This is a genomic window from Bradyrhizobium iriomotense, assembly GCF_030160715.1.
Lineage (GTDB): Bacteria > Pseudomonadota > Alphaproteobacteria > Rhizobiales > Xanthobacteraceae > Bradyrhizobium > Bradyrhizobium iriomotense.
Genome location: NZ_BSOW01000003.1, coordinates 307,821 through 326,087, shown reverse-complemented (window position 1 = coordinate 326,087; position 18,267 = coordinate 307,821). Strand labels below are relative to the sequence as shown.

Below are 18,267 nucleotides of genomic sequence, written 5' to 3'. Positions count from 1 at the left end.
GGTCAGCCTCCCTCCGCATGGCGAATGCAGGCGCCGTCGGCCCCGAAGATGTGGAGATGGCGCGGCTCCAGCGCGAACGGAATGACGTCGCCCGGCCGCGCCGCGATCCGGCTTGGCGTCACCGCGATCAGGAGGTGGCCGGCACACTCGCCCGCGACATGCGACTGGTCCCCGAGCCATTGATTGGAGACCACGCGCACGCGGACGTCGCCCGTCCCGACCGCGACCTTCTGCGGCCGGATGCCGATCCGGACCCGCTTGGTCTGCGCAAGCGCCTGCCGCGCGGCGTGATCGAGCGTATCGCCCGGAATCTGGAATGCGATATCGGAGCCGACCGACAGGCGGAACCCGCCGTCGGCGGCTGCAACCTCCGTCTCCAGCAAATTCATCGGCGGCTCGCCGATGAAGCTGGCGACGAACAGATTGGCCGGACGGTTCTTCAACTCCTTTTCGCTGGCAAATTGCTGAAGAACGCCGTCCTCCATCACCGCGATGCGATCGGCGAGCGCGCTCGCCTCGGTCTGGTCATGGGTGACGAAGATCGCCGTCATGCCGCGCTCGGCGAGCAGCCCCTTGATCCGGCCGCGCAGCACGGCACGCAGTTGCGGCTCGAGCTGACCCATGGGCTCGTCGAGCAGATAGAGGTCGGCATCGCGCACCAAGGCACGCGCCAGCGACACGCGCTGCTGCTGCCCGCCCGAGATGGCACGCGGAAAACTGTCGAGGATGTCTTCAATCTCGACCAGTCGCGCAATCGCTTCGACCCGGCGCGAGATTTCGCTGCGCGAGAGCTGCTGCGCCTTGAGCGCGAAGGCGATGTTCTCGCGCACCGTCAACGGCGGATAGAGCGAATAGCCCTCGAAGGCCATCGCCACTTTGCGCTTCGCCGGTGGCAGTTCGTCGATCCGCCGCTGCGACAGCGCGATTGCGCCCGAGGTCACGCTCTCAAATCCCGCGATCATGCGCAGGGTCGAGGTCTTGCCGCAACCCGAGGAGCCCAAGAGAGCAACGATCTCGCCCTTCTTCACCGCCATGTCGAGCGCGCGCACGGCGTGCACGGGGGCCTTACCGCGGCTGCGGTAGACCTTGTCGACGTTCTGGATTTCGAGCATGGCCATGATCGTCCGCTCCCCTCACGCCGCCTGCCGCCGTGGCGGCAGGCCGATGCGCAAGCCGCTCGCACGGTCGAACAGGAGCGCCGCCTCCGGCGCAAAGCGGACGAAGACGCTGTCTTCGGCACTCCCCACCGCAGCATCCGGTGGCAGCGCGGCGAGCCATTCGATGCCGTCGGCAAAACGCAGCAGCAGCACGGCCCGCTCATGCATCGGCGTGATTGCGACGATGCGGGCCGGGATCGCGCCCTCGCCGGCTGTGCGCGCGACCGTGAGATCGTCCGGACGAACGCCGAGCCAGCACGCGCCGTAATCGGCCGGTTGCCGGTCGGGGGACTCGAGACGCACACGCGTCCCGGCCACTTCGGCGGTCAGCGCGCCCTGCTCGGCGCGCGGCGTGACCTCGGCGAGGTTGATGCTGGGATCGCCGAACAGGCGCGCCACCGCAACGGAGGCTGGCCGAGCGTAGATTTCTTCGGGGCGCGCGACCTGGACGAGACGGCCCTCGATCAGCACCGCAATGCGGTCCGCGATCGCCATCGCTTCGCGATAGTCCTGGGTGACGTAGAGCACCGCGGCGGAGCTCCGACGCAACAGGCTCGGCAACTCGAGGCGCATCTCGTAGCGCAGTTTGGCGTCGACGTTGCGCAAGGGATCGTCCAGCAGCAGCACCTCCGGATTGCCGATCAGGGCGCGCGCCAGCGCGGTGCGCTGCTTCTGCCCGTTCGACAATTCGCGCGGCATATGGCCGAGCACATGCTCGATCTTCAGAAGACGGCTGATCGAGTTGACCCGCGAAGTCACCTCACCACCTGCCGCCTTCGCCCGCAGACCGCTCGCGATGTTGTCCTGCGCGCTCATGTGCGGGAACAGCGCAAAGTTCTGGAAGGCCATGCCGACGCCGCGATGCTCCGGCGGTGCGCCGATGATTGAGCGGCCACCAACCAGGATGTCGCCCTCGTCGGGCTCGAACATGCCCGCGATCATGCGCAGCAGCACGGTCTTGCCGCTCCCCGAGGGCCCGAACACCGCGACGATCTCGCCGGGCTCGACGATGAGCGACAGGTCGTTGGCGCAACGCACCGCGCCGAACGCCTTGCCGACGGAATTGAGTTCGAGACGCGCCATGTATCAGCCTTTCACCGCGCCGAGCGAGAGACCCTCGACCAGATAGCGCTGCGCATAGAGCGCGAGCAGCAGCGTCGGCGTCACCGAGAGCACGATGGCGGCTGCGATCTGGCCGTACTGGATGCCGGACGCCGTGACGAAGGCGAGCGCGCCCACGGTCACAGGCTGCTTGTCGGCGGAGGCCAGGATCAGCGCGAAGACGAAATTGTTCCAGCAGAAGATGAAGGACAACAATCCCGCCGCCGCGATGCCAGGACCGGCGAGCGGCACCGCGATGCGCGTGAAGGCCTCGCGCCAGGAATGGCCGGCGAGCCGATAGGCATGCTCGATGTCCGGGCTGATGTCCTCGAAATAGCCGCGCACGATCCACAGGATCAGGGGTAGCGCGATGAGCTGATAGACCCAGACGATGCCGAAATAGGTGTCGTTGAGCCCGAGCTGCTGATAGTAGAGCGACAACGGCAGCAGCACGAGCAGAGGCGGCGCGAAGCGGAACGACAGCAGCGTGAATGCGATGCTCTCGCCGAGGCGAAACTTGAACCGCGCAAAGGCGTAGGCCGCGGGCACACCGAGCAGCAGCGCCAGCAGCACTGCCGCACTCGACAGCACGAAGCTGTTCATGAGGTTGCGCATGAAGGAGATTTCGAGATTACCGGCGGTCGTGCGCAAATGGCCGGAGATCAGTGCCTGGTAATTGGCGAGCGTCGGCTCGAACAGGATCCGCGGCGGAATCCGCAGGATCTGCTCGTTCGTCTGGAACGACATCATGAGGATCCAGACGATCGGGAACATGAAGAAGACGAGCACCAGCGCCAGCGCCACGCCTCGGAAGATGCGACCTGCGAGACTGGAATGATCCATCGCCGCCTCCTTCGCCCTTACGCGTGACCATGGGCGCGTGCGCGCAGCCGCAGCCAGTTCTTGATGAAGATGTTCGACAGGATGTTGGTGATCAGCCAGAGGATCATCAGCAGCGCCGCCGAGCGGCCGACATTGGTGTACTGGAAGAATTCGAGATACGCCTGGACCTGGAACACCATCAGCCGGTCACCGGGCCCGCCCTGCGTCATCGCATAGATGATGTCGAACTGCTGGATGGAGTCGAGCAGGCGGAACAGCGAGGCCGTGATGATGTAGGGCGCGAGCATCGGCAGCGTGATGCGGAAGAACACGAAGCTTGCCGGAACGCCGTCGAGCGCCGCGGCCTCGAACGGCTGGCGCGGCAACGAGCGCAGGCCGGCGAGCAGCAGGATCATGATGAAGGGCGTGTAGACCCAGACGTCGACCAGCACGACCGTGAACAGCGCGCTCGACGGATCCGACGCCCATTTGAAGTCGTGCACGCCGAACAGGCTGACCAGGTAGGACAGGATGCCAAAGCTCGGATTGGTCATCAGCTTCCACATCAGCGCGGCGATCGCTGGCGCCGTCATCAGCGGCAGCAAAAGCACGATCGACACCGCATTGTGGACGCGCGTCGGCCGCCGCAGGAGCAAGGCGATGCCAAGGCCGAGCAGAAGCTCGAGCACCACCGTCAAGGCGGTATAGACGAGCGAGATGCGCAGCGTATTCCAGAAGGCGGGATCGGAGAGGAAGTCGATGTAATTGTCGACACCGATGAAGCCGCGCAGGTACGGCAGGTTCAGCCGGTAGCGCTGGAGCGAATAGACCGCGGCCGTCACGAACGGCACGAGGATGGCGATGCAGACCAGCAGAGCCGGCAGGCTCAGCAGGTAAGGCAGCATACGCCCGCGCAGCCTCGTGGTGCGGCGCGGAAGCGCGTTGGTCTGAAGGAGTTGAACCATGCTCATGATGATACGGGATCACAAACTCACTGCAACACCGCCGGCCCGGATCGGGTAGGCGCTCCGAACCGGCGGGTCGTCGTGGCGCGGAGGAATAAAGGCACCACGAAAGGCGTCAATGGAGACAGTTCAACCTAGACCTGCCTGCTTGAGCTGACGGTTGATGCTGTCGGCGAGCTTGTCGAGGCCTTCATCGACGCTGATCTCCTTGGCGACCATCTTCTGGAGCGAGGCCGCCCATTCGGTGGTCAGGTCGAAGAACAGCGGCTGCGCCGTGAAGTAGATCTTGGCGCCCGGGGCCGAGACGTCATGCTGCTCCAGATAGCCGGGATAGGATTTCGCGATGCGGTCGCGGAACTCCGAGTCCTTCCAGACCGAGGCGCGCACCGGATTGACGAAGTCCATCTTGCGGGCGCCGAACAGGTCGTGCTCGACGGAGGCCGCCCATTGCATGAACATCCAGGCCGCGTCCTTCTGCTTGGAGAAGCTCGACATTGCGAGCGACCAGATCCAGACGTTCGGCGTCGGCGCCTTGGCGGCCGGGTTCGCGGCAAACGGCGCATAGCCGAGATTGCCCTTCTCCTTGTTGTCGCCGCCGTTCATGAAGTAGCCGAGAATGTCGGCGTCGAAGATCATGCCGGACGCGCCGGCCCCTAAGTCGGTGCCGACCTGGTACCAGGTGTAAGTCGACCAGTTCTTCGGCCCCGAGGTCTGGATCATCTTGACCCATTTCTCGTGGAAGTCCTTCGAAGCCTTGGTGTTCATCGCGGCCTTCAGCTTGCCGCCCTCCATCACAAAGTCCTTCTGGCCGAAGTTCGAATAGGCCGAGAGGAATCCCGGGTGGATGGTCGCCCAGGAGCGCGAGCCGCGCACGCCGACGCCGTAGGGACCACCCGCGTCCTTGGTGATCTTCGCGGCGACCTCTAACATCTCGTCGAGGTTGGTCGGCGGCTTGACGCCGACCTTGCTGAAGATGTTGCGGTTGTAGGCGATGTTGTTGAGCTCGTAGCCCCAGGGGATGCACCACTGCTTGGCCTTGCCCGAGCCGAGCTCGGAGCCCGCAACGCCGTCCCATGCGGTCGAGGAGCGCAGGCCCGGCAGCACGTCGTCCCAGGCGAACGCCGGATTGGTCTTGGCGGGATCCTTGATGTAGGTATTGAGGTCCTCGATCCAGCCGGCCGGACCGTAGGTCCAGGTCATGTAGGCGCCGGTCATGAAGGCGTCGTACTGATCCGACTTCGAGGACAGCGCCGCCGTCACCTTGTCGAAATACACGTCCTCCGGGAAGATGTCGTAGGTGACATTCATCCCAGTCAGCGCCTTGAACGCTTCGAGGTCGCCGATCATGGCATCGACGTAGGGATGCTTGTTCAGCAGCAGCTTGACGGACTTGCCGCTATAGGCCTTCCAGTTGAAGTCCGCGGCCATCGCCCGCGACATCGCCGAGGCGAAGGCTGCGTTGGCCGCCACGCCGGCGATGCCGAGCTTGGCGGCTCCGTCCAGTAGATCGCGCCGGCTGATACGTTTGCCGGCGTAGGAATCGAACAGATTCTTCTCGCGGTCGTACATAGTAACCTCCCATGGTGCGCGTTTACTTTCCCTTCCGACCCTTGTTCTTGGTTTTGCCGGATGTTGCCTCCGGCTTGTCGGTAGCGAGTGCCTGCGCCGTCACCTCATCGATGATGAGGCCGTGCAGGAGGCCGCTGCGCAAAACTGCGCGCAGCGCCGTGACCTTGGCCAATCCGCCGCCGATGGCGACGATGCGGTGTTTCCGTAAGTCGGCCGCCTCCATCGAGGTGGCGCGCGCCGAGAGGTCGATATCGAGTACCCGCCCCTCGGCATTGAAGAAATGGCCGAGCAGGTCGGCGCAGGCGCCGTCGCGCTTCAGCTCGACGACCTCGTCCGGCTTGATCATGCCGCTCGACACCAGGAAGCCGTCGGCGTGGATCTGGCCGATGCCGACGAACAGCAACGAGGCTTTGCGAGCGAGCGCGAACACGTCGGCGATGCCGTATTGCTGCATCAGCACCGCGCGGTCGGCGACCGAATTGGCGAACACGGGAACCGGCAGAAGATAGGCCTCCGCGCCGGTCCGCTCGGCGAGGCGATGGATGACATCGAACGGGTTGGCGGCGAATTTCCGCGTCAGTCCGCCGAGCAGCGACACGAATTGCACGCCGCGCGCCGGCGTCTGCGGCAATTGTTCCACCATCGCGGCGAGCGTGCGGCCATGGCCGACGCCGATGATCTTGTGCTCACCGCGCTCGAGGATCTGCCGCAGGAAGCTCGCCCCTTCGAGCGCCAGCGCCTTCAGGGGAAGGTCACCCTCACCGAGATCAGGCGCGACGCGGCAAAAGGAGAGCCCGTAACGCTCGGCCAGCGTGTTTTCCAGCGCCACGCATTCGGCGACCGGTCCCTCCACGAAGACGCGGATCATGCCCTCGCGGCTGGCGCGCGCGATCAGCCGGTGCGCCTTGGTGCTCTGGATGTTGAGGCGGTCGGCGACCTCCGATTGGGTCAGTCCGGCGGCGAAATAGAGCCAAGCCGCGCGTGTCGCGAGCGACGCTTCGCCGTCAATCGTCGCCAGCCTGTCCGGTTGCATCACCACGGCGAAAAAGCCTGCTTGCAAATTTCTTCACGTCTTGCAAAAAATTGCAGAGGCCGGCCGGGACGTCAATCCCCCAAACGTGCTGCAGTGCAATCGCGCCTCGCGATTGTGATCGCAGCCGCAACGGCCAGAGTGCGAAAGGGAGGTGAGAGCGCATGACGGGTGTGTTCCTCGGCATCGACGTTGGAACCAGCGGCGTGCGCGCCTGCGCCGTCGATGCGCGCGGCGACATCCAGGGCATGGAAGCGGCTACCCTGCCCCCACCGCGGCAGGACGGTAACGCGATCGATCAGGACCCGGAGTTCTGGTGGCACGCGACCGTCGTTGCGATCAGCAAGCTCGGACGCAGCATCGATCTCGAAGCCGTCGAGCGCGTTTGCGTCGACGGCACGTCCGGCACGCTGCTCTTGATCGACGCGGCCGGCCGTCCCTGCACGCAAGGGCTGATGTACAACGATGCCCGTGCGGCAAAGGAAGCCCAGCGCATCGCAACGGTTGCGCCGAAGGAAAGCGGCGCTCACGGCGCCAGCAGCGCATTGGCGAAACTGCTTCATTTGCTGGGCCACGGCGAAGCGAGAAGCGCGCGCTTTGCCGTGCATCAGGCCGATTGGATCGCCGGCCGGCTTGCCGGAATCCACGGCGTCAGCGACGAGAACAACGTCCTCAAGCTCGGCTACGATCCCGTCACGCGCAGCTGGCCGGCCTGGCTCGATCAGCTCGGCGTGCCCCACACGCTCCTGCCTCGCGTATTGGTGCCGGGGACGCCGTTTGCCGAGATCGATCCAGGGATGGCCTCAGAGCTCGGCCTGTCGAAAACGGCGCGCATCACCGCCGGCACAACCGATGGTGTCGCCGCCTTCATTGCGACGCGCGCCGATGCGCCCGGCGATGCCGTGACCTCGCTCGGAACGACGCTGGTCGTCAAGCTGCTGGCGACGCAACCGATCTTCGCGGCGGACCAGGGCGTCTATTCGCACCGGCTCGGCGAACGCTGGCTCGCCGGTGGCGCCTCCAATTCCGGTGGCGGCGCGCTGCTCGCGCATTTTTCGGCCGCAGACATGGAGCGGCTGACACCACAACTGCGGCCGGAGAAGCCGACCGGGCTCGACTACTATCCTTTGCCAAAACCCGGCGAGCGCTTTCCGATCGCCGATCCGACACTGGCCGCCCGCATCACGCCGCGCCCGGCGGAAGATCATCGCTTCTTCCAGGCGCTGCTCGAAGGCATCGCATCGGTCGAAGCCCTCGCCTATCAGCGTCTCGCCGCGCTCGGAGCACCGCCCCTGCGCCGCGTCGTCAGCATCGGCGGCGGCGCGAAGAACGCGGCATGGACCGAGATCAGGCGCCGCGCGCTCGGTGTTGACGTCACGACGGCCGAGCAGACCGAGGCAAGCTATGGTGCCGCGCTGCTGGCCTTGCAGGGCAGTCCGTCATGAGAACCCGCACCATCGAAATCGATGCGCTGCGCGCGATCGCCGACCGGTTCGATCACGTGCTGCTCGACCAATGGGGCACGCTTCATGAAGGCGGCACCGTCTTTCCCGCCGCGCGCGACTGCGTGGCGAAGCTCAAGACCGCGGGCAAGCGCGTGCTGGTGCTGTCGAACTCGGGCAAGCGCGCGCGCAGCAACGAAGAGCGGCTTGCAAGGCTCGGCCTGCCGCCGACGGCCTATGACGGCATCCTGACCTCCGGCGAAGTGACTTGGGCGGGCTTGAGGCAACGCTCACGCTCCCCGTTCACCGATCTCGGCCGGTCGTGCTTCCTGATCACGCGCGGCGGCGATCATTCCATCGTCGACGGTCTCGGCCTTTCGATCGTGACCGGGATCGAGAAAGCGGATTTCATCCTGCTCGCCGGGCTCGATGATGACGTCGCCGAGCCCGAGCGCTGGCGCGCCCACTTTGTCACGGCAGCCGCGCGGCGATTGCCGATGCTGTGCGCCAACCCTGACCTCACCATGTTCAGCGCGAACGGATTGATCCCGGCGCCGGGCGCGCTGGCGCGATTCTACGAGAGGGTTGGCGGTGTCGTGGCTTTCGTCGGCAAACCGCACGCGCCGATCTTCGAGGCGGCGCTGGAGCAACTCGGCCATCCCGATCCGAAGCGGGTCCTGATGATCGGCGATTCCCTCGATCACGACGTCGCCGGCGCGCGGGCCAGGGGCATGCTGACCCTGCTCCTCAGCGCGGGCGTGCACAGGGACGCGCTCGCAGGCGCCCCCGATATGCCGGCGGCGATCCGCATGCTGGCGGGATCGCAAGAGATGACACCGAACTGGCTGATGACTCATTTGACCTGGTGAGGCCTGCTATGCGGGAGCCTGCGCAACTCGATGATCTCCGCCACATGTCGGCGCGCGTCGGCCGCAACATCCTGCTGGTGCAGGGTGCCGGCGGCAACTCCTCGATCAAGGATGGCGACGTGCTCTGGGTGAAGGCGTCCGGCACCTGGCTTGCGGATGCTGAAGCCAAGGACATCTTCGTGCCGGTGTCGCTCGGTGCGGCACGCGCCGCGCTCATGCAAGGTGACGAAAAGGTGCCTCTCGCCCCCGACGCCAACACGACATTGCGCGCCTCGATCGAGACCTCGCTCCACGCGCTCATGCCGCACGCGATCGTGTTGCACGTCCATTCGGTCAACACGATCGCCTGGGCGGTTCGGACCGACGCACGCGAGGAGCTTGCCAGGCGCCTCGACGGATTGGCCTGGCGCTGGCTCGACTATCATCATCCGGGACTGCCGCTGGCAAAGGCCGTGAATGATAGTCTGTCGGAGGATGCCGTGGATATCCTGATCCTCGGCAATCATGGGCTGGTGGTCGGCGCTGACAATTGCGCGGCAGCCGAGGCGCTGGTGGACGAGGTGGAGAGACGGCTCGCGCTCACCCCGCGCATTACGATACCTGCCGATGACGAGGCACTCCGCTCAATCTGCGCCGGTACGGATTATCGTTCGCCAAAAGATCCGCTCTGCCACGGCATCGCCATCGACCGCTATAGCCGTGCCGTTGCGACCAGCGGCTCGCTATATCCTGACCACGTCGTGTTTCTCGGTCCCGGCCTGCCCGTGCTGGAACATGGCGAGGATCTGCGCGTCCTGACGTCGCGAGCCCAGGCGGACCGCCTGCCGCCTCCGGTCGCGCTCCTCGTTCCCGGGCTCGGCTGCGTCATTCGCAAGGATGCCAGCGATGGCGCCGAAGCCATGCTGATCTGTCTCGGGCTGGTGACCTGCCGTTTGCCTCTGACGGCGCAGGTCCGCTACCTCTCGGCGGAGAATGAGCATGCGTTGCTGAACTGGGACGCCGAACGCTATCGCCAGCAATTGACAGCTGGTCGCTGACGGTCAGGCGTCGAGAACAACGTCGGTCAAAGGAATGGCCTGACAGGTGAGACAGTGCCCTTCTTCCAGATCAGGGCTGTCGATGAGATGGCGGACCTGCCCCTCTTTGATCGGCACGGAACAGTTTTCGCACTGACCGACACGGCATCCGCTCGGCAACGAGAGCCCCGCCCGTTCCGCCGCGGCCAGGATGCCGCCGGCCGGGGATTGAGGAAACCAGGTCACGGTCTTGCCCGAACGGGCAAACGTGATCCGGCGCGGGGATGGATCGTTCGGCATCGCCACGACGGGCGAATGAAACCGTTCGGCAAAAATCTCGAAGTTGGGCACGCCGCGCGCGTTCAGGTCTTCGCGGACCTCGCGTATCATCACATCAGTTGCACAGATGTAGAACCGCGCGCGCCGTCGAAAAAGATCCGACGCGATGTCGCTGACCCTGAACCGGCCTTTGCGATCGAAGCGATCGCCCTCCGCAGGCTGGCTGAGATGAGTGATCAGCCTGAGGTTTGACAGACGCTGCCGCAGCACCTCCAGGCGTTCGCGGAGCGGCTGGCTCGCACCATCGCGGCAGCCATAGTGCAAGGTGATCTCGGGCTCGTTGCCGTCAGACGTCAGCGTTTCCAGATAGGACAGGAATGGCGTGATGCCGATGCCGCCTGCGATCAGCACGATCGGGAATTCATTGCGCAGCGGCAGAACGAAGCCCCCTCTCGGCGCCTGCAGCTCGACCTCGGCCCCGAGCGCCACGCGATGTCTGATCGCTCCGGAGACCAGTCCACCCTCGATATGCCGCACGGCAATTCGATAGGCGTCGGGCTCCGCGACGGCGGCGCCGGTCAGGGAATAGGACCTGTTTGCACCATCCAGGCGAAAGCCCACATATTGGCCCGGCCTGAACGAAGCGAGCGGGCCACCATCGGCTGGCCGCAGGCTCAGCTCCACGACATCCTTGGTGATCTCGCGGCGGTCGGCAACGGTGAAGGAGCGCCAGCCATCCCAGGCGGCCTCTTCACAGCGCTCGACATCGCAGGCAAACGATCGAAGCGCCAGGGCGCCGCTGAGCGGATCGCGCTCGTCTTCGGAAATCACCGCGTTGAAGCTCGATCCGATCGCCCGAGTCTCGTCGGGCAGATAGCCCGGCAAGCCGAGATCGGGGGCCGGCTGCCACCAGCCATAGTCGCTCGCCACGACATCTTCGGCGAGCGCGTCATTGAACGCGGCGCGCATCCGGATCTTGCCCTTGCGGGTCCACACCAGCATCCATGCGCCGGCAACGATTCCCTTGCGGCGCGCGAGATGGGGATGGATTTCCGCCGTTGGCTCCTCGCGCTTGCGGCGTAGCGCATTGATGCCGCGATGCTGGCTGTGACAGAAATAGCCGCTATTGGCCGAGAAAAGCGTCAACGGAAAGCGGTCGCTCCGTCGCTCCGCCGGCTCGACAAAGCAGGGCACGGCCGGATAGCCATGCCGGTGCAACAGCTCCGAATAGAGCTCGGCCTTGCCGGTTTGCGTCGCAAATCCGCCGCTGCGATATTTGCGGTACTCGTGCTTCAGCGGCACCCGGATGCCCTCCGGCCTGTCGCGCAAGGCCTCCAAGGTGAGGCCCAGGGGCGCAAGCAGATGCGCAAAGCCCTTTTCGACGTCGCCATCGAAGAACAGCCTGCCAAGTCCGAGGCGCTTGGCGAGCTGGAAAACGATCCACATGTCCGAGCGCGCCTCGCCCTGGCGCGGAATCATCGGCTGACGAAGCTGAACGAGCTCCTGCGCCTCGGGCGAGATCTCGAACCCGAGCCGGAGCGCCTCGTGCTCCCAGGGACTGGAGACCGGCAACACGATATCGGCCATCTCGGCCGTCGGATTGAGAAACAGATCGCAATGGACCTGGAATTCGAGCGCCTTGAGTGCGTCCCGGCCGCGTTCCGGCGCAGGATGCGAGACCAGGAGATTGGAGCCGAAGGCAAACAGCGCGCGGACAGGATACGGCTTTGTGGAGAGCACAGCGTCATAAAAGTCCGTCGACGTGATCCAGCCGTCGACCGGCGGACCCAGCGGACGCGCGGCAAGCCCGAGCGTACGTGCACGCGTCTCGGGCGCGATCATCGCTATCGAATGCAGCGCCGGAGCCGGCAAGACAGGCATCCGGACATTGCCGCCCGGCGCGTCGAAATGGCCCGTCAGCGCGTAGAGCGTCGCAATGGCGCGCTCGGTCTGCGAGGCATTGGTGTGCTGCCCGACCCCGGTCCAGCCGTGGTAACAGATCGACTTGGCACCGGCGATCGCGCGCGCCAGGCTTTCGACCTCGGCCGCGGGAATGCCGGTGATCTCCTCGACGGTCGACGGATCATATGGCTCGGTCGCTGCAATGTAGTGATCGAAGCCGGTACGGCAGACGATCGTCCGGTCATTGCCCGTAATCTCGAAGCGGCCCTCCAGCATAGCCTCCGCAAGACCACTTTCCGCGTCCACCGGACGCCCCGCACGTGACGACCAGACGAGATAGCCCTCATCTGCCAGGCCCAGATCCGACGGCCGCAGAAAGCGCCCGTCGTCCTCACGAACGAGGAACGCCGCATTAGTCCAGTTACGCACGAACTCTGCGTCATATGCGCGATTGACGATCAGCCAGCGCGCTAGCCCGAGCGCGAGCGCGGCATCGGTCCCGGGTCGGATGCGCAGCCACAGATCGGCATCGCGTGCCGACCCGTTGCGGCGCGGATCGATCGCGACGAGTCTTGCGCCGCGCATCCTCGCCGCGCCGATGGCTTCCGCCTGAGCGAGCCAGACGTTCGCGGGGTTATGGCCCCACAACAGGATCAGATCGGAGTTGCGGTAATCCGCCGTCGGCAGACCGCAGCCGAACGTGAAGGCATGCGCATGGTCCTTGTGCCAGTTGCAGATCTCGGTGGAGAAGACCGTGTTGGGACTTCCGAACCCGCGCACGAAGCGCTGGATCCAGTCGAGGCTGTCAGATGTCGACGAGGATGAGCCCGAGGTAATACCGAACGCGACCGATTCCGGCCCGTTTTCGGCACGATAGCGTGCAAGCTCGTCCGCGATCTCCGCCAGCGCCTCGTCCCAGGAGATCGGTACGAAACCAGGGTCCGTGGCGCCCTTCGGCTGCGTCCGTCGCAACGGCGTTTTCAGGCGCCGCACGGAATGCGCAATCTCCGGCGCGGCCCGTCCCTTCGGACACAGCGCCTTGCCGGTCGGATGGGTGGGATCGGGCTTGACCGCAACGAGCCGGTCGTTCTCGATGACGTTCACGGTGCCGCAGCGCGACCGGCACAATGTGCAGAAACCCTGCTTTTCGACCGTCGCCATCGCCTCTCCCCTTCGACGCCGATCGGCTTATGAGGCCGTCTGGCGTGTCCCGGAAACCCATCCGCCGACGAGGAGCGAGGCGGCCGCGAGATCCTCGGATGCCGCCCCGACCGATTTGAACAGGGTGATCTCGCTCTCCTCCAGACGACCGGGCCGCGCACCGCTGGTCAGCTCATGCAGATCACCACAGATCCGGGCAGCGTCCCAGCGTCCGGCGGCGATCGGCTGAAGCAGATCGCCGGCTTCCGCGAGCGCGCCGCCATAGGTGTCGACAAAAACGCGGCTGCGACAGACGGCCTCGTCGTCGCTCTCGCGCATCTTGGGCGTGAACGCGCCGACGAGATCGAGATGCGTGCCTGGCTTCAAGTGTCGACCCAGGACGATGGGCTCGACCGATGTCGTCGCGCAACTGACGATGTCCGCCGCGGCCGTTGCCGCGGGCAGATCGGTAACCGCTTCAGTGGCGAAACCCTGCCGGGAGAGCGTGTCCGCAAAGGCCTGCGCGCGCTGCGGATTGCGGCCCCAAGCCAGCACGCGCTCGATCGGCCGTGCGGCGCGATGCGCGGCGGGCAGACAGGCCGCGATGCGACCCGTGCCAATGACGAGCAGAGTCTTGCTGTTCGGGCGCGAGAGATAGCGCGAGGCAAGCGCGGACGCTGCAACCGTCCGCCGGTTGGTCAGCGCCTCGCCATCGATCATCGCACGCGGCTGGCCGGTGGTGCCGTCGAACAGCGTGTAGAGCGACGACACGGCGCCCAGGCCACGCGATGCGTTCGCGGGGAATACCGTCACGAGCTTCACCCCGAGCGCCTTGCCTCGCTCCCAGGCCGGCATGGTCAGGAGATGGCCGGGCTTGTCGGACGTTCCGACGTCGTAGCTCTGCCGAACCGGCATCGCCTCGCCGCCTCGTCGGAAGGACTCGGCCAGCGCGTCGATCAGTCTGATATAGTCGAGGCCGGCCTCGACCTCGGCGGCGGTGTAGTGGCGTAGCAAGGCATCCTCTTTCATGGTTCGACGGACGCGATCCCGGTGCAGGTCCAAAGGATCTCGGCGTCCTCCTTGCTCAGCGAGATGATCGCATGCCCCATCTTGCTGTCGAAATAGGCGCTATCGCCGGCATCGAGCACGACCGGCGCATAGAATTCGGTATGGAGCTGGATGCGACCTGAGAGCACGCACAGGAACTCTTCGCCCGGATGGCGCACCCAGTCCGGAAACTCGTCGAGACTCCGCGCCGCGACCTTCGACTTAAAGGGCAGGATCTGCTTGTGCGCGAGGTCGGTCGCAAGCAGTTCGAAGTGGTAGGTCGCCGTTCGGTGAGCGCGACCTTCGCCCCGTCGCGTCACGCTGCACCGCCCGAACGGTGCATTCTGCTGTCGCGTATCAAAGAGTTCCACGATGTCGAGCCCGGTGCCACGAACGATCTTCTGCAGCACATCATAGGTCGGCGACATCTGGCCGTTTTCGATCTTGGACAGCGTCGAGCGCGCAACGCCGGTGCGCTGGCTGACATCCTCGAGCGTCCAGCCATTGTCGAAACGCATGCGCTTCAAGCGCTGGCCGAGATCGACGGACGTGTCCTCCTTCTGTGGCTGCGGTGCCGAGAACCGGGCCGGCACCGGCGGCGGCGTGAGCCGCGCCACGGCGCTGCTGCGGGTTTTTGTCGCTTTCTTCGCCACAGATATTCCTTCCACCGACCGTCGGGAGCGACGCGCGTCGCCCCCGACGGTGTCATTTCTTCACGAGCGAACACTCGCTCTGGGTGAGTGGCAGGAATACCTGATCACCCGGAACGGTGGCCACAACATTATAGTAGTCCCACGGTCCCTTCGACTCGGCGGGCTTTTTAACCCGGACCAGCAGCATATCATGCACCATGCGCCCATCCTCGCGCACCCTGCCGCTCCTGGCGAAGAAGTCGTTCACCGGCAGCTCGCGCATCTTGGCCGCAACGGCCTTGGCTTCGTCAGTCCCTGCGGCCTGGACCGCCTTCAGATAGTGCAGGACCTCCGAGTAGACGCCAGCCTGTAGCGAGGTGGGCATGGTCTTTCGAACCTCGAAGAAGCGTTTCGCGAATGCGCGCGTCTCATCGTTCTGGTCCCAGTAGAAACCCTCCAGAAACGACATGCCCTGGGCGCTCGACAGACCGAGCGCGTGAATGTCGGTCAGGAACACCACGGGCGCGCTGAGGGTCTGGCCGCCGGCCGTGATGCCGAACTCGCTCGCCTGTTTGATGGCGGTCGTCAGATCCTTGCCCGCCGTCGCCAGCAGGATGACCTTGGCCTGCGATGCCTGGGCGGGTAGCAGGAAGGCCGACAGATCATTGGCGCCGAATGGGTGGCGGATCGAACCAAGCAGCTTGCCGCCATTGGCCTTGATCGCTTCGGTCGCGATCTTCTCGAGCGAATGCCCGAACGCAAAGTCTGCGGTGATGATGAAGAAGGTGTCGTTGCCCTTCTCGATCAGCGCTTTCACCGGGCCGACGACGTTGGAATAATTGTCATAGACCCATTGGAACCCGGTCGGCGAGCAGGCCTTGCCGGTGAGATCGGTCGTACCGGGCGAGGAGAACAGCGCGACGCGGTTGGTCTCGCGCGTGAGCTGCTGGACTGCGAGCGCGATCGCGCTGTTGGTGACATCGACGACGGCGTCCACCTTGTCGCTTTCGATCCACTGCCGCGCGATGCCAAGGCCGATGTCGGCCTTTTGCTGGTGGTCGGCGCCGATCACCTCGATCGGCTTGCCGAGCACCTTCCCGCCGAAATCGGCCGCAGCCATCTGCGCGGCGAGCAGCGAGCCCGAGCCGTTCATGTCGGAATACTGGCCGGACATATCCGTCAACACGCCGAGCTTGACGACATCGTCGCTGACCTGCGCTGATGCGGGTCCAGCAAAAGCGAGAGAGCCGAGACAGGAGAGCACCGTCAGCCCTCGCAGAAATTTCCGATGCAACTTCAATTGCCGCTCCTCTCAATGACCCCAACGATTGTCGTGACCCAATCCATGCTTGCTCATCTGCTTCATTTGCCGGGCACGGCCTGCCCCGTGCTCGGCACGGCGCCCGAGCCACGCGAGCCGCGGTGATGCCACCAGGCGCTGACTTCGCCGACGATGCCGCGGCGAAAGGCAAGCACGCAGACGGCGAAGATGAGCCCATGGATCACGGCGACCCATTGGCCGACGCCGGCGAGATAGTTCTGCATGGCGACGACGACGAAGGCACCTATCACCGGACCGAGCGGCGTGCCGACGCCGCCGAGGAACGTCATGAGCAGAACTTCGCCCGACATCGACCAATGCGCGTCGGTGAGCGTTGCGATCTGGGTGACGATCGCCTTGGTCGACCCGGCAAGGCCGGCAAGCGCGGCTGACAGGGTGAAAGCGAGGCATTTGTAGCGATCGGTCTCGAAGCCGAGCGACTGCGCGCGCGCCTCGTGGTTGCTGATGGCCCTCAGCACCTGACCGAACGGCGAGTCGACGAGCCGCATGATCAGGACGAAGCCGGCGAGGAAAATGACCGTCACGAAGACGTAGAGATTGACGGGCTTCGACAGGTCGATCAGCCCGAACAACATGCCGCGCGGCACCCCCTGCAAGCCGTTCTCTCCGCCGGTAAAAGGGGCTTGCAGCGCGACGAAATAGATCATCTGCGCGAAGGCAAGCGTCACCATCGCAAAATAGATTCCACTGCGCCGGATCGCGAGCCAGCCCGACACGAGCCCGAGAAGCGCCGCCGTCGCCGTGCCGGTCAGGATCGCGAGCTCGGGCGTCAGCGCCCACACCTTGGCGGCGTGGCCGCAGACATAGCCGGCCGACCCCAGGAACATCGCATGGCCAAAGGACACCAGGCGTCCGTAGCCCGCGATCAGATTGAAGGCGCAGGCGAACAGCGCAAAGATCATGGCCTTCATCATGAAGCCCGGATAAACGACGAGCGGCGCGACGGCCATAATTGCCGCAAGCGCCAGGACGATGTGCGCGCGGGGTGACGACGAGCGCGGCGCTTCGGTTGCCTCCTGATGGCCGCCTGCTCCGTCCAGCTTCGCACCGAACAATCCGGCCGGACGCAGCATGAGCACCACGGCCATCACCACGAACACCACCGTGCCGGATAGTTCGGGATAATACGCCTTCGTCACTCCCTCGATCAGACCAACCAGGAATCCGGTCACGATCGAGCCCATGATCGAGCCCATGCCGCCGATCACAACCACCGCGAACACGACGATCAACAGATCCGCGCCCATGCTTGGACTGACCTGGTAGACGGGCGCCGCCAGCGCGCCCGCCAGCGCCGCCAGCGCAACGCCGGCGCCATAGGTCAGCATGATCATGCGCGGCACCCTGATGCCGAATGCCTGGACAAGCACAGGATTCTCGGTGGCCGCGCGCAAATAGGCACCGAGCCTGGTCCGCTCGATCACGTACCAGGTGCCGAGACAGACCACGAGCGAAGCAACGAGGACCCAGGCCCGGTAGTTCGGCAGGAACATGAAACCGAGATTGCGGCCGCCGGTGAGCTCGGCGGGAATGGCATAGGGCTGGCCGGACGATCCGAACCAATTGCCGAGTGCGCCCTGGACCATCAAAGCGAGCCCGAATGTCAGGAGCATGCCGTAGAGATGATCGAGGCCGTAGAGACGCCGCAGCAGGAAACGCTCGAGAACGACGCCGCCCAGTCCGACCGCCATGGGCGCCAAAATCAGCGCCCACCAATAGCCGACACCGAGGAAGTTGAGCAGCAGCCACGCCAGCATCGCTCCCATCATGTACTGCGCGCCGTGGGCGAAGTTCACGATGTTCATCATGCCGAAGATGACGGCGAGGCCGAGGCTCAGCATGGCGTAGAACGCGCCGTTGACGAGCCCGAGCAGCAACTGGCCGAACAGCACTGCCGACGGAACGCCGAAGATCGTCGTCATGTCGCTGCTCGGAGCGCGAGATTGTCGGCAAG

Annotated in this window: 14 protein-coding genes and 1 pseudogene; 3 read left to right on the top strand and 12 right to left on the bottom strand. The window is 65.1% G+C overall.

The features are described 5' to 3' along the window. Positions 1-2: 2 nt before the first annotated feature. From QQL28_RS05985 to QQL28_RS05960, 6 genes are all read right to left on the bottom strand, one after another. The gene (locus QQL28_RS05985) at positions 3-1,112 is read right to left on the bottom strand and encodes an ABC transporter ATP-binding protein (RefSeq protein WP_284262511.1); all 1,110 of its coding nucleotides are present in this window, start codon (positions 1,110-1,112) and stop codon (positions 3-5) included. 21 nt (positions 1,113-1,133) lie between these two features. Continuing rightward, entirely contained in the window at positions 1,134-2,240 is a 1,107-nt protein-coding gene (locus tag QQL28_RS05980; RefSeq protein ID WP_284262192.1) for an ABC transporter ATP-binding protein, read from the bottom strand. Between the two features lie 3 nt (positions 2,241-2,243). After that, positions 2,244-3,101 (bottom strand): carbohydrate ABC transporter permease, encoded by an 858-nt coding sequence (locus QQL28_RS05975; protein WP_284262190.1) that lies wholly within the window; start codon positions 3,099-3,101, stop codon positions 2,244-2,246. 17 nt (positions 3,102-3,118) lie between these two features. Continuing rightward, entirely contained in the window at positions 3,119-4,045 is a 927-nt protein-coding gene (locus QQL28_RS05970) for a carbohydrate ABC transporter permease (protein WP_431309580.1), read from the bottom strand. Between the two features lie 129 nt (positions 4,046-4,174). Then, entirely contained in the window at positions 4,175-5,614 is a 1,440-nt protein-coding gene (locus QQL28_RS05965) for an extracellular solute-binding protein (protein WP_284262185.1), read from the bottom strand. Between the two features lie 22 nt (positions 5,615-5,636). Beyond that, positions 5,637-6,647, bottom strand: coding sequence for a sugar-binding transcriptional regulator (locus QQL28_RS05960; protein WP_284262509.1), 1,011 nt, complete (start codon positions 6,645-6,647; stop codon positions 5,637-5,639). Positions 6,648-6,808: 161 nt separating this feature from the next. Between QQL28_RS05960 and QQL28_RS05955 the strand changes: the two genes are divergently transcribed. From QQL28_RS05955 to QQL28_RS05945, 3 genes are read left to right on the top strand one after another with little or no spacing between them, the layout of a single operon-like run. Beyond that, positions 6,809-8,089, top strand: a complete 1,281-nt coding sequence (locus QQL28_RS05955) for an FGGY-family carbohydrate kinase (protein WP_284262183.1) — start codon at positions 6,809-6,811, stop codon at positions 8,087-8,089. Further along, positions 8,086-8,955, top strand: coding sequence for a TIGR01459 family HAD-type hydrolase (locus tag QQL28_RS05950; RefSeq protein WP_284262181.1), 870 nt, complete (start codon positions 8,086-8,088; stop codon positions 8,953-8,955). Before QQL28_RS05955 ends, QQL28_RS05950 begins: the two co-directional genes overlap by 4 nt. Positions 8,956-8,963: 8 nt before the next feature. Further along, positions 8,964-9,992 (top strand): class II aldolase/adducin family protein, encoded by a 1,029-nt coding sequence (locus QQL28_RS05945; RefSeq protein ID WP_284262179.1) that lies wholly within the window; start codon positions 8,964-8,966, stop codon positions 9,990-9,992. 3 nt (positions 9,993-9,995) lie between these two features. Here QQL28_RS05945 and QQL28_RS05940 read toward each other — a convergent pair whose 3' ends face one another. The 6 genes and pseudogenes from QQL28_RS05940 to QQL28_RS05915 all read right to left on the bottom strand — a co-directional run. Further along, positions 9,996-13,313, bottom strand: a complete 3,318-nt coding sequence (locus QQL28_RS05940; protein WP_284262176.1) for a molybdopterin-dependent oxidoreductase — start codon at positions 13,311-13,313, stop codon at positions 9,996-9,998. A gap of 27 nt (positions 13,314-13,340) precedes the next feature. Then, positions 13,341-14,321 carry a bifunctional Delta(1)-pyrroline-2-carboxylate/Delta(1)-piperideine-2-carboxylate reductase gene (gene lhpI / locus QQL28_RS05935; RefSeq protein ID WP_284262174.1) on the bottom strand — a complete coding sequence of 327 codons (981 nt, stop codon included), beginning with the start codon at positions 14,319-14,321 and terminating at the stop codon, positions 13,341-13,343. After that, complete coding sequence (locus tag QQL28_RS05930; protein WP_284262172.1) at positions 14,318-14,992, bottom strand: helix-turn-helix domain-containing protein; 675 nt, start codon at positions 14,990-14,992, stop codon at positions 14,318-14,320. The genes lhpI and QQL28_RS05930 overlap by 4 nt, the downstream gene beginning before the upstream one ends. 52 nt (positions 14,993-15,044) lie before the next feature. Beyond that, on the bottom strand, positions 15,045-16,271 hold the full coding sequence (locus QQL28_RS05925; RefSeq protein WP_284262170.1) for an ABC transporter substrate-binding protein: 1,227 nt from the start codon (positions 16,269-16,271) through the stop codon (positions 15,045-15,047). 62 nt (positions 16,272-16,333) lie between these two features. Beyond that, positions 16,334-17,224: a branched-chain amino acid ABC transporter permease gene (locus QQL28_RS05920; protein WP_284262507.1), complete on the bottom strand. Its 891-nt coding sequence runs from the start codon at positions 17,222-17,224 to the stop codon at positions 16,334-16,336. Between the two features lie 135 nt (positions 17,225-17,359). Beyond that, positions 17,360-18,235: pseudogene (locus QQL28_RS05915) on the bottom strand (branched-chain amino acid ABC transporter permease); the annotation flags it as partial. Between the last annotated feature and the right edge of the window lie 32 nt (positions 18,236-18,267).

Excerpts from the sequence above, each read along its gene's own strand:
- QQL28_RS05985 (WP_284262511.1), bottom strand. The coding sequence starts at position 1,112 with ATGCTCGAAATCCAGAACGTCGACAAGGTCTACCGCAGCCGCGGTAAG.
- QQL28_RS05980 (WP_284262192.1), bottom strand. The coding sequence starts at position 2,240 with ATGGCGCGTCTCGAACTCAATTCCGTCGGCAAGGCGTTCGGCGCGGTG.
- QQL28_RS05975 (WP_284262190.1), bottom strand. The coding sequence starts at position 3,101 with ATGGATCATTCCAGTCTCGCAGGTCGCATCTTCCGAGGCGTGGCGCTG.
- QQL28_RS05970 (WP_431309580.1), bottom strand. The coding sequence starts at position 4,045 with ATGGTTCAACTCCTTCAGACCAACGCGCTTCCGCGCCGCACCACGAGG.
- QQL28_RS05965 (WP_284262185.1), bottom strand. The coding sequence starts at position 5,614 with ATGTACGACCGCGAGAAGAATCTGTTCGATTCCTACGCCGGCAAACGT.
- QQL28_RS05960 (WP_284262509.1), bottom strand. The coding sequence starts at position 6,647 with ATGCAACCGGACAGGCTGGCGACGATTGACGGCGAAGCGTCGCTCGCG.
- QQL28_RS05955 (WP_284262183.1), top strand. The coding sequence starts at position 6,809 with ATGACGGGTGTGTTCCTCGGCATCGACGTTGGAACCAGCGGCGTGCGC.
- QQL28_RS05950 (WP_284262181.1), top strand. The coding sequence starts at position 8,086 with ATGAGAACCCGCACCATCGAAATCGATGCGCTGCGCGCGATCGCCGAC.
- QQL28_RS05945 (WP_284262179.1), top strand. The coding sequence starts at position 8,964 with ATGCGGGAGCCTGCGCAACTCGATGATCTCCGCCACATGTCGGCGCGC.
- QQL28_RS05940 (WP_284262176.1), bottom strand. The coding sequence starts at position 13,313 with ATGGCGACGGTCGAAAAGCAGGGTTTCTGCACATTGTGCCGGTCGCGC.
- lhpI (WP_284262174.1), bottom strand. The coding sequence starts at position 14,321 with ATGAAAGAGGATGCCTTGCTACGCCACTACACCGCCGCCGAGGTCGAG.
- QQL28_RS05920 (WP_284262507.1), bottom strand. The coding sequence starts at position 17,224 with ATGAAGGCCATGATCTTTGCGCTGTTCGCCTGCGCCTTCAATCTGATC.